We start from the raw sequence: 16,280 nt of genomic DNA on the forward strand, positions 1-16,280 counted from the left end.
TGGCGGGATCGTGACCGGCGCGGCCCGTCCCTAGGTTGAGGACATGACCGAGAACAGCGAGAACCACGAGAACACCGGCTTCCTCCGTACGCTGCTGTGGGTGGTGCTCGTGCTGAGCGCCGCCGCGAACGCGATCCTCTCCAGCACCAGCACCAACGTCTTCATCGGCGCCGCGTTCGGCGTCGTCACGCTCGCCTGCGCGGCGGGCCTGGTGGCCCAGCACTACCGGCACCGGGAGCGGTGAGCACCGCCGGCCGGTCGCGGGGACGCGGTAGGGTGCCTGTCGGCGTGCCGCGGACACCGGTGGGAGGCTCGGATGACCATGCCGCTGCGCGCCGGCGACCCGGGCCGCCTCGGGGCGTACGAGCTGCTCGGCCGGCTCGGGCAGGGCGGCATGGGGACGGTGTTCCTGGGCCGCGCGCCGGACGGCCGCCGCGTCGCCGTCAAGGCCCTGCGCGCCGAGTTCGGCGCCGACCCCGGATACCGGTCGCGCTTCCGCAGTGAGGTGAACCGGGCGCGGGAGGTACCGCCGTTCTGCACCGCCGAGGTCCTCGACGCCGACGCCGGCCACGACCCGCCGTACCTGGTGGTCGAGTACGTGGACGGCCCGACCCTGGCCACGGTGGTGCGCGACAGCGGCCCGCTGACCGGGACGGCGTTGCAGAGCCTGGCGATCGGCGTGGCCACCGCGCTGACCGCGATCCACGGCGCCGGGGTGGTGCACCGCGACCTCAAGCCCGCCAACGTCCTGCTCGGCCTGGGCGGCGTCAAGGTCATCGACTTCGGCATCGCCCGCCCGCTCGAGGCGACCAGCCGGCACACCGGCACCCATCAGATGGTCGGCACGGTGGCGTACATGGCGCCGGAGCGGTTCGAGCCGGACCCGGGCGGGCGCATCGGCTTCCCGGCCGACGTGTTCGCCTTCGGGGCCGTCGTGACGTACGCGGCGACCGGGCGTACCCCGTTCGCCGCGGACTCCGCCACCGGCACCGCCGTACGGATCATGACCCAGCCGCCGGATCTGACCGGCGTGCCCGAGCCGCTGCGGGCGCTGGTCGAGCGGACCCTGACCAAGGACCCGGCCGGGCGCCCGACCGCCCGGGAGGTGCTCGACGCGCTGGTGAGCGGCACCTCCCCCGCCCCCGCACCGGCGCCCCCGCCGGCGGACCGGGCCGCCCGCGGGCCCCGCACCCGGCGCCGCACGGCCGTGGCAGGGCTGACCCTGGCCGTGCTCGCCGGCGCGGGCCTCGCCGCCAACGCCCTGACCGGGGACGGCCGCGACACGACCGCGGTGGGGCGCACCGACCCGACCGCCTCGGCGGCGACGACGGCCGCGCCGGGTCTCCTGGCGGGCGGCCGGCGCGGCCTGCTGCACCTGGTCGAGGTCGACGACGACGTGTGGATCTTCCCGAACGGCGGCGAGGTGAGCCGGACCGCCGAGATCGGGGGCGTGGACGACGAGAGCCACTTCGCGCTGGTGGCATCCGGCGCCGGTTACCGGATCAAGTGGCTCACCGGCGAATTCGGCGTGCGCTGCCTGGGGGTGCGCGTCGTTCCCGGTGCCGACGGCGTGCTGGTCACGGCCCCCTGCCGGGAGACCGACGCCACCGTCTTCACCTTCACCCCCACGGGGCGCAAGGACGGGGCGGGCCGCCCGGCGTACCGCGTCGCCAACCCGACCTACGGCACCCTCGAGTGGTCGCAGGACGGCTCGCGCGTCGTCGTACGCCCGGACGACGACGACGCGCGGACCTCGTTCACCTTCGTCGACCGGGGACCGGCCTGAGGCTCACAGGTGCGGGCCCAGCAGCGTCAGGTCGGCCGGGGACAGCCGGTCGCTGGAGGTCTTCGCCTGGTGCCAGTACGGGTACAGCAGCGGCGGCGCGCTCGCCTCGTCCAGCCGTGCCCGCTCCTCGGCGCTGAGCGTCAGGCCGGCGGCCGCCAGGTTGTCCGCGAGCTGCTCGTCGGTCCGCGCGCCGATGATCAGCGAGGTGACCGCCGGCTTGCCGAGCAGGTACGCCAGTGCCACCTGCGCCGCCGACACGCCACGGTCCTCGCCGATGGAGACCAGCACCTCCACGGTGTCGTAGAGCCGCTCCTGGTCGTACACGGGCGGCTCGTTCCAGTCGGTGAGCTGGCGCGAGCCCTCCGGCGGCTGCTGGCCGCGCCGGTACTTGCCGGAGAGCAGGCCGCCGGCGAGCGGGCTCCACACCAGCACGCCGAGGCCCTGGTCGACGGCCGCGGGGATCAGCTCGTACTCGGCGTCGCGGGCCTGCAGCGAGTAGTAGATCTGCTGGCTGACGAAGCGCGGCGCGCCGATGCGCTCCGCGGTGCCGAGCGCCTTCATCAGCTGCCAGCCGGCGTAGTTGGAGACGCCGACGTAGCGCACCTTGCCCTGCTGCACCAGCAGGTCCAGGGCCTCGAGCGTCTCCTCCAGCGGGGTCTGCCCGTCCCACTCGTGGACCTGGTAGAGGTCGATGTGATCGGTCCGCAGCCGGCGCAGGCTCGCCTCGCACCCGGCGATCACGTGGTGCCGGGACAGGCCGGCGTCGTTGGGCCCGGGCCCCATCGGCATGCGCACCTTGGTCGCCACGAGCACGTCGTCGCGGCGGCCCTCGAGCACCTCGCCGACGATCTCCTCGGACAGCCCTTCCGAGTACACGTCGGCGGTGTCGATGAGGTTGACGCCGGCGTCCAGGCAGCGGTCCACCTGGCGGCGGGCCGCGGTGACGTCGGTGGAGCCGACGACGGCGAAGTTGCCCTTGCCGCCGAAGGTCATGGTGCCCATGGTGAGGACGGAGACTCGAAGGCCGGACCGGCCCAGCTGGCGATATTCCATGCCTCCCAACCTATGCCGGAACCGGACGGTACGTTCGGCCGATACTTCGGCGGGCATGTTTCAAGCCTTGGCGGAAGTATCGAGCGTTTTCGATAATTCGGGGCAGATGCATGACGGCCGGGCCCTCGCCCATCCCCCATCGCGGGCGCGGGACCCCTGACCCCGAAGGATCGTCATGAGCCCACGCACACCCCGATCCCTGCTGTCCGCCTCCCTGGGCGTCCTGCTCGTGGCGGCCGCCACGGTGGCCGCCGCCACCGCTCCGGCGTCCGCCGCGACCGTGGTCGTCCAGGCCGAGTCGTTCGCCGCCCAGTCCGGGGCCGCGACCGAGCCGACCGCCGACACCGGCGGCGGCCAGAACGTCTCCTACCTCGCCGCCGGCGACTGGCTGCGGTTCGACGCCGTCGACCTCGGTCCCGCCGGCGACCTGACCGTCTCGGCGCGCATCGCGTCCGCCACCGGCGGCACCGGCGCGGTCGAGCTGCGCACCGGCTCGGCGACCGGCCCGCTGCTCGCCCGCTTCCCCGTCGCGGCGACCGGCGGGTGGCAGAGCTGGGTGACCCGTACGGCCACCGCGACAGCCCATCCCACCGGCGCCCAGACCGTGTACGCGGTCATGCAGAACAGCACCGGCGGCGACTTCGTCAACATCAACTGGTTCTCGTTCGGCGCCGGCTCGGCGTCCGGTGGCGCCGGCTGGGTCACCATGGACCCGGCGAAGTGGAACGCCCAGCTCGCCGCCTTCAACGCGCTGCCGATGCACCCCGCGCCCGCGAACGCCGTGCGCGTGTCGGAGTTCAACGCGGCATGCCAGTACAGCCACTCGCGGCCGGACGACCCGATCGTGTTCCCGGGCATGGCCGGCGCCTCGCACATGCACACGTTCCTCGGCAACCACAGCACCGACGCGAACACCACCACGCAGTCGCTGCTGGCCAACGCCGGCTCCAGCTGCGCGCCCGCGACGGACCTGTCGGCGTACTGGATCCCCACGCTGTTCGAACACGGCAAGGCGGTCGAGCCGTCCGGGGTGACCGTCTACTACGGCTCCCGGCTCAGCGACCCGGCGCGGACCGTAGCGTTCCCGCAGGGCTTCCGGATGATCGCCGGGGACGCGCGGCTGCAGGCGCCCACCCCGCGCGGCACGGTCAACCAGTTCTACTGCGCCGGGCCGGGCGGCGAGATCGGGCGCAGCGCCGACGGCAACTGGCCGGTGTGCGCGCCGACCGCGGATCTGATGTTCCAGCTGGTCTTCCCGGACTGCTGGGACGGCGTGCACCTGGACAGCCCGGACCACAAGTCGCACGTGCGCTACACGTACGACGGCACCTGCGGCGGTGACCACCCGGTGGCGATCCCGTCGATCTCGTTCGTGATCGCGTACCGGACCAGCGGCAGCGCCGACGGCTTCGAGCTGGCCTCGAAGATGGCGTCGTCGATGCACGGCGACGTCTTCCTCGCCTGGGACGACACCGCGCTGGGCCAGCGCGTCAAGGACTGCGTCGTGCAGAAGGCCAAGTGCAACACCGCCGGGCAGTTCTGAGCGCGCTCAGCTGACCAGCAGCCCCAGCGCGGGGCCCGTGTCGCGCAGGGCCGCCAGCACCTCGCCGGCGGTCAGGCGCAGCGGCCCGGCCACGTCGGCGCCCGTCGTCTCCCCGGCGAGCGCCGACGTGGCATGCGAGGTCGGCAGCGGGAACAGCGGGTACCGGCCCAGCGCGACCGGGTCCACCACCGACCGCTCCCCCGCGAACGCCGCCACCGAACGCCACTGCCGCGCGCCGGCGTGCGCCTCACAGCGCAGCCCGGGCGGCTGGGGCACGACCGTCACACCCTCGAACGCGGCCGTGCCGGCCAGCCACCATTCCGCGGCGTCGGCCGCCTGCCGCGACGCCGACTCGCACCAGTACGGCACCAGCCCCGCCGCCAGCACCCGTCCCGGGTCGACCAGCGTGCCGGACGTGACGGCGCAGTCCCCGCCGCCACCCCGCTGCGCCAGCGACCGCCGGTAGAGCTCGGCCACGAAGATGCTGAGCGCCTGGGAGCGCGCGTACAGCACGCGGTGCACCGGGGCCGCGTGCCGGCGCAGGTCGTGCTCGAACCCCACTTCCCCGCCCTGGTCGGCGCAGCGCCGGGGGGCATCCAGGTACGGCGTGGACCACGAGCCTTCGTCCAGCCCCGCGAGCGCCCGGCGGAACAGCGGATTCTCCATCGTGTAGTCGTCCGGCGACCATCCGCTCACCGGGCTTCCCAGCTGGAAGCTGTGCCCGGGAGCGAGGTCCAGCGTCGGCCAGGTGCGGATGTCGCGGACCATCAGCGCGGTCCCGCCGGGCCCGAGCCGGGACGCCAGGAAGCTCCGGTACGCCGGGGGCAGCGCCCGCCACCGCACCTGCAGGCTGATCGTCGTGGCGCACAGCGGTCCCCGCAGCAGCGGATCGTGGACCTGGCGGACGGTGACCTCCGGGTTGGCGGCGACGATCGCGTCGGCGACCACCCCGCCCCAGTCCATCGCCCCTTCCCAGTCGCCGGGGCTGCCGCCGGGCCACGGCACCGTGACGGTGAACCCGCTGGGCAGCCAGGGCGCCCCGAGCGCCGCCGCCAGGTGGACCGCCGCGCCGTGCGCCGAGCCGAGCACCACGGCCGGAAAGGTGTCCGCCGGGTAGTGCTCCACCATCCATGAGGCGACCGCGTCGGCGTCCAGCCGGGCCACCTGCGCGACCGGCAGGGCCACGCCGGTGGCGTCGTACCCCAGGGTCTCCGGGCGCGGCCCGTCGTCGACGGACCGGCGCTGCCCGAGCGTCGGGACCCGGTCCAGCCCGCGGCAGTCCCGGCCGCGGACCGCCCGGGCCGCGGCCGCCAGCAGGGCCAGGCCGAGGCTGTCGGGGCAGACGACGCGGGTGGCCGCGGGGGAACCTACGTCCCTGAAGTCCATCACGGTACGGCCGAGTACCCGCGCCCTTCCAAGGTCCACCCTGTGACTTCGGCCAGCTCAGGACACGCCCTAGCCGTCGGCGAGCCGGGCCCGGAACAGCGCCAGCGTCGCGGCACCCGCCGTGAGGACATCGATGGAGACGGGCGCGCCGAAGCCCTCCTCCATGGCCGCGGCCAGGTGGGCGACCGCCGGGAGATCGTCCGGCGTCCGGTACGCGTCCTGACCGCTCTCCGGCGACACGCTCAGCTTGTGCGCGACGCGCTCGCTGACCGTCTCCTTCACCCAGCGGCGAAGCTGCTCGGCCACCTCGGCGCAGGTCTGGCCGGGCACGGTACGGATGCTGAGCGACGCGGACGCGACCGCCGGGATCGCGGCGCGCGAGGGACCCGCGGGATCCCCGGCCACCATGGTGATCACCTCGATCGCCGGGCGAGCGTTGGTCGGAGAAGACGATGAGGTCGGCCTCGGGGCGGTGCTCGTCGAGCAGGCCGGCCAGGTGCGCGGAACCCGTCTCCTCCTCGCCCTCCACGAGCACCTTGAGGTTCACCGCCGGGGCGTCGCGGCCGGTCCCCGCCAGGTGCGCGCGGATGCCCACAGGTGGGCGATGACCTGGCCCTTGGCGTCCGATCTCGCGCAGCGTGGCCGCCAGCCAGTGCGCCGACCGGTTCAACTCGGGGACCAGCTCGGGGATCCCGCCGACGGAACGCAGCCGCAGCCAGCCGGCCAGCTCCCGTACGAGCTCGCCGCGGTGGTCGGCCAGGAAGGTGTGGATCTCGGTCGTCACGGCGCCCGGCTACCCACGGGCGGGGGGACAAACCTGGCACTCCCCGCGGTGGCAGGCTCAGCGTCACCCGCCCGTCGCCGGAGCCGGGGTCGCGGCGTGCAGGCGGCGGACCTCCTCGGCGAGCTCCGGTACCGGGCCGTCGACCACCGCGCCCGGGACCACCTCGCGGATGCTCAGCGGCCGGACCGGCCCGGGCTTGCGGCCCAGCTCGGCGCGCCAGCGGACCAGTTGCTCGGTGGACGAGGCGTACACGATGCGGCCGAGGCCGACCCATCCGTGGGCCGCGGCGCACATCGGGCAGTGCTCCCCGGAGGTGTAGACCGTCGCCGCCGCGCGTTGCTCCGGCGGCAGGTGGTTCGCCGCCCAGCGGGCGATCTCGAACTCGGGGTGCCGGGTCTCGTCGCCGGCGGATTCGCGGTTGTGGTCCTCGAACAGCACGGCGCCGTCCGCGCCCACCAGGACGGACCCGAACGGCTCGTCGCCGCCCCGCAGGGCCTGCGCCGCCAGCTCGACGCAGCGGCGCAGGTGCCGCAGGTCCGTGTCGTCGACCATCAGGCCCGCTCGCCGGTGATGTAGCCGCTGAGCGCGCTGGTCTCCACCTCGAGCTCGGTGATGCGCTTCTTCACCACGTCGCCGATGCTGACGATGCCGGCCAGGCGGCCGCCCGTGACGACCGGGACGTGGCGGAACCGCCGCTCGGTCATCAGCCGCTCCACCTCGGCGATGTCGGCGTCGGGCTCGACCGTGTGCACCCGGGTGGTCTGGATCGCCGAGACCGGCTCGGTGAGCACGGCGGCGCCGCGCTCGGCGAGGGCGCGGACGATGTCACGCTCGCTGACTATGCCGTCGACGGTGGTGCCGTCGGCGGTCACCACGGCGGCGCCGATGCCGTGCTCGGCGAGCGTGGCGAGCAGCCCCTGGACGGTGAGGTCGGGGGTCACGGTGACGACTCGGTCGCCCTTGTCGCGCAGTACGTCGTTGATGCGCATCTGTCCTCCCGGGTCCTGCGGAAGTTCCGGCATCCTCACCCTAGAACGCGAGAACGCTCTCCCGCGACGACCGGTACCGGTGAAGATCGGTGGAAACCCGCTGGTGGAGATCAACATGGGCCGATCGGTGACGGGACCGCTTCCCGGCGCTAAGTTGCTCCGGTGAGTCACAGCGTCGGCGAAGGAGACCGGATGAACCCGGGCAGCGGGCCGAAGACCGTCACCACGCGGTTCGTCTGGGTCCCGCACGGTCCCGCGGGCGGCTGGCTGCTGCTGCACCGCACCGTGCGGCGCGGCGCCACCGGCGAGACGGCCGACGAGTTCTGGCGTACCGAGAAGATCTCCCCGGAGGCGGCCGCCGCCGACGCGTTCCAGGACTCCACGCCGGAGTGGCACCGCATCGTCACCGGCGAGCCCGTCCCGTTCCTGCTGTGGCCGTTCTTCCTGGCCGCCGTCACCGACCGGGAGCTGCCGGCGCTGCGCGAACAGATCGCCCGGTCGGTGATCCGCCCGCTCGCCGACATCCACGCCGAGGTGGACGCCGGCCCCGGCGGTGGCGTCCTGGCCGCGCCGCGGATCACGCTGGCCGGTGACCCGATCGGCCCGGGCCACCGCGACCTGGACCTCGACGGCTGCGACCTCGGCGACCTGGACGCCACCGGGCGGCGGAGCGCCCTGCTGGCCGCCGTCGACGACCGCATCCGGCTCTCCGGTTCGGGCCGGGCCGACGACGACCGTACGGTGTGGATCAACCGTTTCGTCGCCCGCGGCGAGGCGTCCGCGCCGCCGCTCGGCCGGGTTCTCCTCGACGAGGAGGTCCGGCGCGCGATCGCCGCCCTGATGGCCGCGCCCCAGGACGACGCCCGGCGCCGGGCGGTCGTCGCCGAGGCCCGCCGGCACGGCTGGTCCCTGGCCGCCGAGCCGCTGCACCTGGCCGGTCCGCAGGTCAGGCCGGGATTCCTGGGCCGGCTCGTGTACTTCTGCCACGAGAGCAGCACCGTGCACCGCATCGCCACGATGCCCGCCTGCCAGGAGGCCGTACGCGGCCACGACGGCCTCGGCGCGGCGCTCGCCGCGTACCTGTGCCCGCTCGATCCGTCCGCGCGCGACGCCCGCACGGTGCGGGAGGCGTTCCGCGCGGCCGTGGCGCAGCTCCCGGCGGAATGGGACGTCCCGGCCCGGCCCGGCGCCGGCCTGGCCCCGCCGGCCGGCGACGAGCTCGTCATCGAGACCCGCGACGACGGCGTCCGCGCGGGCGGGCCGGAGGTGCCGGGGCCGCGCCGGCCGGTGGAGATCAGCCACGTGGAGCTGGTCGACAGCAACGGCCGCAACAGCTGGCGCATCGACCTGTCGGCGCCGGCCGGATCCCGGCCGGAGACACCCGGGGTCGCTTAACCCGCCGGGTCGTCGTAGCCCTCGTCCGCCCGTTCACGCCGCAGGTGCGCTTCCGCACGCCGGGCCAGCGGGCCGTCCTCGGCGGCGAGGCCCGCGTACATGCCCCGCACCTTCTCGGCCGGCTGCCCCGGTGGGAGCAGCGGGACCGCCGGGTCCACCACGGCGTCGATCACCACGGGCCGGTCGGCGGCCAGCGCCTCGTCCCAGGCGGCGTCCAGCTCCTGCGGTGACGTGACCCGCAGGCCGCGGAGGCCGAGCAGTTCGGCGTAGCGGGCGTACGGGACGTCCGGCAGCCGCTGCGAGGTGGCGAACCGGGGCTCACCCTCCATCTCGCGCTGCTCCCAGCTGACCTCGGCGAGATCCTGGTTGTTCAGCACGCACACCACGAACCGCGGGTCGGCCCAGTCACGCCACCGGGCGGCCACCGTCACCAGCTCGGCCAGGCCGGTCATCTGCATCGCGCCGTCCCCCGTCAGCACCACCTGCGGACGGCCGGGGGCGGCGAGCTTGGCAGCGAGGCCGTACGGCAGCCCGCACCCCATCGAGGCCAGCGTGCTCGACAGGTGCGCCGGGACACCCCGCGGCAGCCGCAGGTGCCGGGCATACCAGTAGACGACCGAGCCGACATCGACGGCGACCTGCGCGTCGGCGGGCAGGCGGCCGGAGAGCGCGCGGACCGCGTACTGCGGGTTGAGCGGCTCGGCCGGGGCGGCGGCCCGGGACCCGGCGATCTCGTGCCAGCGGCGTACCCACGACTCGACCTGGTCACGCCAGGCCCGGCCGGCCTGGGGCGGCACCACGTCGAGCAGCGCCCGCACGGTCTCCGCGGCGTCGCCGAGCAACGGCACGTCGACCGGATACCGTACGCCCAGCCGCCGCCCGTCGATGTCGATCTGGACGGCTCTGGCCTGCCCCGGCTTCGGATAGAACTCGGTCCACGGGTCGTTCGTGCCGATGAGCAGCAACGTGTCGCAGCCCCGCATCAGCTCGGCGCTGGCGGTGGTACCCAGATGCCCCATGACGCCGGTGTGGAACGGCAGCGCCTCGTCCAGCACGGGCTTGCCGAGCAGCGACGCGGTCACGCCCGCGCCCAGCCGGTCGGCGAGCTCCACGATCGCGTCGGCCGCCCCGTACGCCCCCTGCCCCACCATGATCGCGACCCGCTCGCCGGCCGTGAGCACCTCAGCTGCCTCGCGAAGGTCCTCCTCGCGCGGTACGACATGGGCGGGCCGCAGCCCCGGGCTGGTGACCATCACACCGTGCGCGTGCGCGTGCGGGTCCGGCGCGGGCGCGGACTGCACGTCGTGCGGCAGGATCACGCAGGTCGGGCTGCGCGTGGCCAGCGCGGCCCGGAACGCCCGGTCCAGCAGCATCGGCACCTGCTCCGGCGTGTACGCGGCCTGCACGAACTGCGCGCACACGTCCCCGAACAGCCGCACAAGATCGATCTCCTGCTGGTACGCGCTGCCCAGCACGGTGGACGCCTGCTGCCCGACGATCGCGACGACGGGCTTGCTGTCGAGCTTGGCGTCGTAGAGGCCGTTGAGCAGGTGGACGGCCCCGGGCCCCTGGGTCGACAGGCAGACCCCGACGCCGCCGGCGTACTTGGCGTGCCCGACGGCCATGAACGCCGCCGCCTCCTCGTGCCGGGCCTGCACGAACTCGGGCTTCCCGGCCCGGCGCAGCGCACCCATCACGGGGTCGACCCCGTCGCCGGAATACCCGAAGACCCGGTCGACGCCCCACTGCGCCAGGCGTTCCACCAGCAGATCCGACACGGTGCGCTCGGCCATGGTCATCCTTCCGCGGGAGTCACCCCCGACATACCCCCGCGCACGGCGGTAAACGTGCGAATCTTCCCGTCGGACAGAGCCGAGATGCCCTGTGGCGGCCGGCCACGGCAGGGGGAGAGTCAGGGCAGCGGCGTCCAGCGGGAGGTCACATGAAGTCCGGGATCGCAGCGACTGTCACCGCCCTTTTGCGGCGGCTTCCCTCCGGGAGCGGACCCGCCAGTGCCGCCACCCTGCTCGTCCCACCGCTGGTGGAGGCCATGGCCGAGGACGCCAGGGACAACGCCCGGGGACTGCCGCTGTACGCGAACCACCTGCAGTTCAAGGCCAACCTGCTGACGGCGCTGTCGAACACGCTCGCGGCGCTGACCGGCCTCGCGATCTGGACCGTGCTGCAGCGCAGCTCCGCGTGGTGGGCCCAGGCGGCGGTGGCCCTCGCGGCGCTGACGAGCGCCGTTCTCGGCTTCCTGCCCGGCATCTACCGGTGGAACGAGAACGCGGGAACCGCCCGGCGCCTCGCCTCCGAGTACGGCCACCTGTACGGCGACCTCCTCGACCTCAAGGGCCGCTTCCTCAAGGACCCGGCGAGCGTCCCGGACGGCGACGTCAAGGAGGCCCGGACGCGGCTCGAAGGCCTCAAGAAGCAGCGCCAGGAGATCAACGCGTACTGGAAGTGACCTCGCGTTCGCCCACGCGGCTGCGGCGGCGGCCGTACCCGAGGTAGATGGCCAGGCCGATGACCAGCCAGGCGAGGAAGCGCAGCCAGGTCTCCACCGACAGGTTGGTCATCAGGTAGAGGCAGGCGAGCGCCGATACCGCCGGCAGCACCGGCGAGAACGGCACCCGGAACGGCCGGTCCATGCCCGGGCGGGTGCGCCGCAGGATCGGTACGGCCACCGAGACGATCACGAAGGCGAACAGGGTGCCGATGCTGACCAGGTTCGCCAGCGACGACAGCGGGACGAGGCCCGCGAGCAGCGCGACGCCGGCGGTGACCACGATGGTGATCCGGTACGGGGTGCCCCAGCGGGGGTGCACGGCGCCCGCGGCCGGCGGGAGGAGACGGTCGCGGGACATGGCGAAGCCGATGCGGCCGATGGCGACGATGTCGACGAGGATGACGCTGGTCAGCCCGGCCACCGCGGCGATCGACACGAGCGAGGAGGCCCAGCCGGCGCCGACGGCGGAGAAGGCGGAGGCGATGGGCGCGCCCGGGTCGATCTGCCGGTAGTCGACCATGCCGACCACCACGAACGACACGAGGACGTACAGCAGCGCCGAGACGCCGAGCGTGCCGAAGAGCGCGAGCGGCAGGTCGCGGCGGGGCTTGCGGGTCTCCTCGCCGAGGTTGGCGACGGCCTCGAACCCGGTGTACGCGAAGAACACGACGGCCGCCGCAGTGAGCACGCCGGCGATGCCGAACATGGACGGCTCGATGCCGAACAGGGCCTGCGACAGCGGCTGGGCCAGCCCGGAGGTGTCGTCGTCCACCGGCCGGGCGGGCGGTACGAACGGGGTCAGGTTGGCGGCCTTGACGAAGAACGCGCCGGCGATGACCACGAAGACGCAGATGGACACCTTCACCACGACGAGCACGTTGGTGACCCGCGACGACTGCCGGATGCCGACGGTCGCGACGGCGCCGAGCAGCACGGTGATGAGGATGGCACCCACGTTGACGGTGCTGGACTCGCCGAAGAGCGCGGCGGGCAGGTGCAGCAGCTCGGCGAGGTACCCCGACCAGCCCCGGGCCACCACGGCCGCGCCCAGCGCGAACTCGAGCACCAGGTCCCAGCCGATGATCCACGCGATGATCTCGCCCATGGTGGCGTACGCGTACGTGTAGGCGCTGCCGGCGGTCGGCACGCTGGAGGCCAGCTCGGCGTAGCACAGGGCGGCGAGCAGGCTGGCCACCCCGGCGAGGACGAACGAGACGATGACGGCCGGTCCGGCGTGGTCGCGGGCCTCGATGCCGGTGAGCGTGAAGATGCCCGTACCGATGACGATGCCGATGCCGAATCCCATGAGGTCGACCGGGCCGAGGCGGCGCCGCAGCCGGCGGGTGCCGCCGTCCTGCTCGTCACCGCTCTGGGCGAGGACGTCCTCGATGGGTTTGGTACGCATGACCGACACGTCGTCTCCCTTGTCCCGCGGCGCCTCCGGCGCGGCCGGTGTACCCCTGCCGGACACCGCCGTAACGTCCGGGGCGGGTCATGCCGTGGCGATCACCGCGGCGGACGCCGCGACCAGCGCGGCCGCGAGCCGGGCCCGGTCGGCGCGGAGCAGCCCCGCGATCCGCCGCGGGTCGTGACCGGCGCCGAGACGCTGGTGCGCGGGAGCGGCGGCGAAGGCTGTGACCAGCGCTGCGGCGGCCGTGGCGGCCAGCGCCACCCACGTCCACGGGCCGGGGCCGGTGAGCAGCGCCCAGCAGCCGGCCGCGACCAGCCCGCCGTAGATCAGGGCGACCAGCGGGGTGATCGCGCGGGTGTGGGCGCGGTGGGCCTCCGGCCACCGGTCGGCGCCGGCCCGGGCCAGCGCCGGATAGACGAGCACCGTCACGGTGGCCTGGAAGCCGAGATGAACCGCGGTCGCCGCCAGCAGGGCCGTACCGGATGCCGTCACCGGGGCTGGAACAGCTCGACCAGGTTCCCCGCGGGGTCGGCGATCAGGATCTGTCGTCCGCCGGGCCCGGCGACCTCGTCGCTGCGAAACGTCACGCCGGCGGCACGCAGCCGCTCGATCTCGGCGTCCAGGTCGTCGACGACGAGGTGGATGCGATTGCGGCCGGGCGCCGACAGGTCGTCCGGGGTGGCGCGAGCGCCCGAGCTGGCCGCCCCGGACAGCAGGAGGCGCAGCGGGCCGCGGGTCACGTCGGCGAAGGCGGCCGGCGCGGGGTTGCTGAGGATCTCGAACCCGAGCAGGGACGTGTAGAACTCGACGGCGGCCGGGACGTCGTCGACGAGGTAACGAACGCTGACGTACGCGTCAGGTGTTGACAAGGCGGGACTCCTGGTGCCGTCGGTTGGCGGACACCGCGGGCGGGCGTCCGTCCCTACGCTCGCATGTGGACCGGTGCAGGTCCAGCAACGTCAACGGGGAGGAACCATTGTGAGAGCCATACTCACCCGCCTGCGCGTGGCGGGGATGACCGCGGCGGCAGTCGTCGCGGCGATACCGGCACCGGCCGGCGCGGCGGCGGCCCTGACCGTCTCGGACATCTCGTTCAGCACGGAGCACGTGGACGTGCGGCAGGCCCCGGCCCTGGTCGAGCTGCGCTTCACCGTCACCGGCGCGGACCCGGCTGCGTCGGAGATCAGCGGCGCCGTCTGGTACGCCCAGTTCGCCGGCGGCCGGCAGATCGGCCCGGACACCTTCGTCCCGTACGACGCGGGCGTGTCGGGCGGCGGCCCGGTCACGATCGGCGTCCCGCTGTCCGTGCCGCAGTACGGCGCCACCGGCACCGCGGTCTGGCGGCCGGTGAAGCTCACCGCCCGCGACGGCTACGCCGGCGACCTCGCGCTGGAGGGCGCCGCACTCGAGGGCGCGGAGGTCGGTGTCACGCAGCTGGTCGACTCGGTCCGGCCGGTGTTCCACGAGGTGGGCCTCTGGCCGGGTCAGTCGCCGGAGGTCGTGGATCCCGGCTCCGGCGCAACGGTGACGTACCGGGTCACGGTCAGCGACCTGCAGGCCGGCTTCTGGAAGGGGCGGCTGATCCTGGCCGGGCCGCGCGGGCACCGGGTGGAGTCGGGGTTCGCGGTGGCCTTCGACGGACGGCACCTGACCTGCGGCACCGACAGCCTCATCGAGGACGTCTTCGACCACGTCGACTGTTCCGTCCCGGTGGTCGTCCCGGCCGGCACGTGGCGGGTCGCCCGGGTCGTCCTGACCGACCAGGCTCAGAACCGTACGACCGTACGGCGTCCCGCGGCTCCGCTGGTGACCGTGAGTTGAGCCGGCGTACGCACCCGGGCACGTGTCCCGGGTGCGTACCGGTCCGGTCAGCGGCCGAAGGCGAAGCGACGGCGCTTCTTCTGGCGCCCGAACTGGCCCTGCAGGGTGTCGGCGCCCTTGCGCAGCAGGCGGGTGCCGCGGTTCGGGCCGCGCTTGGCCTCCACCACGTCGCTGAGCTTGCGGGCGCCCGCGGCGGCGAGCGGGACGGCGATGGCCATCAGGACGTATCGGCGTACGAGTGCGAAGAGCATGGTGTCCGTCTCCAGGGTGAGCAGGGTGTGTCTCCGGGAGGTGCTTACCCCGTCCGGGCCCCGCCCATCCCCGCCCGGACGGGGGATCGGAAGTTCCGGACATTGACTTTTGTGGATCAGGTGGCGAGGCTGGGTGCGGCACAGCCGCCGGAGCCGCGCGGCGACGGGCGACCAGGGCAGTCCCCGTCCTCCCCCGAACCCCCCATCTCCAGTTCAGGAGTGCTGAGCCCGCATGTCCTCATTCCTCCGCGCACGACTTCTCATCAGCGCCCTCGCCGGCCTGCTGGCCGCTGGGACGCTCGCCGTGGTCATGCCGTCGGCTCCCGCCGCCGCGCACGGCAACGTCACCGGACCCGCCTCCCGCAACTACAGCTGTTACGAACGGTGGGGCAGCAAGTTCCAGGACCCGGCCATGGCCACCCAGGACCCGATGTGCTGGCAGGCGTGGCAGGCCGACCCGAACGCCATGTGGAACTGGAACGGCCTGTTCCGCGAGGGCGTCGCCGGCAACCATCAGGCCGCCATCCCCGACGGCCAGCTCTGCAGCGCCGGGCACACGCAGAACGGCCGCTACAACGCGATGGACACCGTCGGCGACTGGACGCCCACCACGGTCGGCAACAGCTTCAACGTCCACCTCTTCGACGGTGCCAGCCACGGCGCCGACTACATCCGGGTGTACGTCACCAAGCCCGGCTTCAACCCCGTGACCCAGGCGCTGAAGTGGTCGGACCTGGACCTCGTGAGCCAGATCGGCAACACCCCGGCGTCGCGCTGGACCCCGGCCACCGGCGGCGTGGCGATCGACGTCCCGGTCGCGCTGTCCGGGCGTACGGGACGGGCCATGGTGTACACGATCTGGCAGGCCAGCCACCTCGACCAGTCGTACTACTTCTGCAGCGACGTGTCGTTCGGCGGCACCGGCACGACCCCGCCGACCACGCCCCCGACCACGCCGCCCACGACCCCGCCGACGACCCCGCCCACCACGCCGCCGGGCTCGTCGGCCGGGTGCACCGCGACCTACGCGCAGACCGGGCAGTGGCAGGGCGGCTACCAGGCCGACGTCACCGTGACGGCCGGCTCGACGGCGATCAAGTCGTGGCGGGTGACCCTCGGGTACGGCTCCGCCCAGACGGTGGCGAACTCGTGGAACGCCACGGTCAGCGCGTCCGGGACCACCGTGACGGCGTCCAACGCGTCGTACAACGGGTCGGTGGGCGCGGGAGCGAAGACGACCTTCGGCTTCGTCGGCTCGGGAACCCCGGGCACCCCCACCCTCACCTGTACCGCCACCACCTGACCTCTGTCACAGCCGTGTGAAGACTGTTACATTCGTCGATGGGAGCGCT

The 16,280-nt window shown here is 73.7% G+C and carries 17 protein-coding genes; 7 read left to right on the forward strand and 10 right to left on the reverse strand.

Going from position 1 to position 16,280, the window contains the following annotated elements:
• Positions 1-43: 43 nt before the first annotated feature.
• Positions 44-244 (forward strand): hypothetical protein, encoded by a 201-nt coding sequence (locus IT780_RS03730; protein WP_199509928.1) that lies wholly within the window; start codon positions 44-46, stop codon positions 242-244.
• 72 nt (positions 245-316) lie between these two features.
• Entirely contained in the window at positions 317-1,786 is a 1,470-nt protein-coding gene (locus tag IT780_RS03735) for a serine/threonine-protein kinase (RefSeq protein ID WP_233412066.1), read from the forward strand.
• A 3-nt stretch (positions 1,787-1,789) separates the two neighbouring features.
• Here IT780_RS03735 and IT780_RS03740 read toward each other — a convergent pair whose 3' ends face one another.
• Positions 1,790-2,839 carry an aldo/keto reductase gene (locus tag IT780_RS03740; RefSeq protein ID WP_199509929.1) on the reverse strand — a complete coding sequence of 350 codons (1,050 nt, stop codon included), beginning with the start codon at positions 2,837-2,839 and terminating at the stop codon, positions 1,790-1,792.
• 175 nt (positions 2,840-3,014) lie between these two features.
• On the opposite strand from IT780_RS03740, the gene IT780_RS03745 reads away from it, so the two are divergent.
• Entirely contained in the window at positions 3,015-4,382 is a 1,368-nt protein-coding gene (locus IT780_RS03745) for a DUF1996 domain-containing protein (RefSeq protein WP_199509930.1), read from the forward strand.
• 6 nt (positions 4,383-4,388) lie between these two features.
• On the opposite strand, the gene IT780_RS03750 is transcribed toward IT780_RS03745, so the two are convergent.
• From IT780_RS03750 to IT780_RS03765, 4 genes are all read right to left on the reverse strand, one after another.
• Positions 4,389-5,768 (reverse strand): hypothetical protein, encoded by a 1,380-nt coding sequence (locus IT780_RS03750; RefSeq protein WP_233412067.1) that lies wholly within the window; start codon positions 5,766-5,768, stop codon positions 4,389-4,391.
• Between the two features lie 69 nt (positions 5,769-5,837).
• Positions 5,838-6,176, reverse strand: a complete 339-nt coding sequence (locus IT780_RS41540) for a peptidase dimerization domain-containing protein (protein WP_233412068.1) — start codon at positions 6,174-6,176, stop codon at positions 5,838-5,840.
• A 439-nt stretch (positions 6,177-6,615) separates the two neighbouring features.
• Positions 6,616-7,104: a nucleoside deaminase gene (locus IT780_RS03760; RefSeq protein WP_233412069.1), complete on the reverse strand. Its 489-nt coding sequence runs from the start codon at positions 7,102-7,104 to the stop codon at positions 6,616-6,618.
• A complete protein-coding gene (locus tag IT780_RS03765; RefSeq protein ID WP_199509932.1) occupies positions 7,104-7,541 on the reverse strand; it encodes a CBS domain-containing protein in 438 nt (145 codons plus the stop codon). Before IT780_RS03765 ends, IT780_RS03760 begins: the two co-directional genes overlap by 1 nt.
• 192 nt (positions 7,542-7,733) lie before the next feature.
• On the opposite strand from IT780_RS03765, the gene IT780_RS03770 reads away from it, so the two are divergent.
• The gene (locus IT780_RS03770; RefSeq protein ID WP_233412070.1) at positions 7,734-8,936 is read left to right on the forward strand and encodes a hypothetical protein; all 1,203 of its coding nucleotides are present in this window, start codon (positions 7,734-7,736) and stop codon (positions 8,934-8,936) included.
• Here the strand turns inward: IT780_RS03770 and IT780_RS03775 are convergent.
• The gene (locus IT780_RS03775) at positions 8,933-10,729 is read right to left on the reverse strand and encodes a thiamine pyrophosphate-requiring protein (RefSeq protein WP_199509934.1); all 1,797 of its coding nucleotides are present in this window, start codon (positions 10,727-10,729) and stop codon (positions 8,933-8,935) included. The two genes, IT780_RS03770 and IT780_RS03775, sit on opposite strands and share 4 nt — an antisense overlap.
• Positions 10,730-10,878: 149 nt before the next feature.
• On the opposite strand from IT780_RS03775, the gene IT780_RS03780 reads away from it, so the two are divergent.
• Positions 10,879-11,403, forward strand: coding sequence for a hypothetical protein (locus tag IT780_RS03780; protein ID WP_199509935.1), 525 nt, complete (start codon positions 10,879-10,881; stop codon positions 11,401-11,403).
• On the opposite strand, the gene IT780_RS03785 is transcribed toward IT780_RS03780, so the two are convergent.
• The 3 genes from IT780_RS03785 to IT780_RS03795 form a co-directional block, all read right to left on the reverse strand.
• Complete coding sequence (locus tag IT780_RS03785) at positions 11,384-12,850, reverse strand: amino acid permease (RefSeq protein WP_233412071.1); 1,467 nt, start codon at positions 12,848-12,850, stop codon at positions 11,384-11,386. The genes IT780_RS03780 and IT780_RS03785 overlap by 20 nt on opposite strands.
• Positions 12,851-12,937: 87 nt before the next feature.
• Complete coding sequence (locus tag IT780_RS03790; RefSeq protein ID WP_199509937.1) at positions 12,938-13,348, reverse strand: hypothetical protein; 411 nt, start codon at positions 13,346-13,348, stop codon at positions 12,938-12,940.
• Positions 13,345-13,725 carry a VOC family protein gene (locus IT780_RS03795; protein WP_199509938.1) on the reverse strand — a complete coding sequence of 127 codons (381 nt, stop codon included), beginning with the start codon at positions 13,723-13,725 and terminating at the stop codon, positions 13,345-13,347. The genes IT780_RS03790 and IT780_RS03795 overlap by 4 nt, the downstream gene beginning before the upstream one ends.
• A gap of 109 nt (positions 13,726-13,834) precedes the next feature.
• Here IT780_RS03795 and IT780_RS03800 point away from each other — a divergent pair, with 109 nt between their 5' ends.
• Positions 13,835-14,677, forward strand: coding sequence for a hypothetical protein (locus IT780_RS03800; RefSeq protein WP_199509939.1), 843 nt, complete (start codon positions 13,835-13,837; stop codon positions 14,675-14,677).
• A 47-nt stretch (positions 14,678-14,724) separates the two neighbouring features.
• Here the strand turns inward: IT780_RS03800 and IT780_RS03805 are convergent, their stop codons facing one another.
• The gene (locus tag IT780_RS03805) at positions 14,725-14,928 is read right to left on the reverse strand and encodes a hypothetical protein (protein WP_199509940.1); all 204 of its coding nucleotides are present in this window, start codon (positions 14,926-14,928) and stop codon (positions 14,725-14,727) included.
• Positions 14,929-15,160: 232 nt separating this feature from the next.
• Here IT780_RS03805 and IT780_RS03810 point away from each other — a divergent pair, with 232 nt between their 5' ends.
• Positions 15,161-16,231, forward strand: coding sequence for a lytic polysaccharide monooxygenase auxiliary activity family 9 protein (locus IT780_RS03810; RefSeq protein WP_199509941.1), 1,071 nt, complete (start codon positions 15,161-15,163; stop codon positions 16,229-16,231).
• Positions 16,232-16,280 lie beyond the last annotated feature (49 nt).

It is taken from the genome of Nucisporomicrobium flavum, from assembly GCF_016464385.1.
Taxonomy (GTDB): Bacteria; Actinomycetota; Actinomycetes; order Mycobacteriales; family Micromonosporaceae; genus Actinoplanes; species Actinoplanes flavus_A.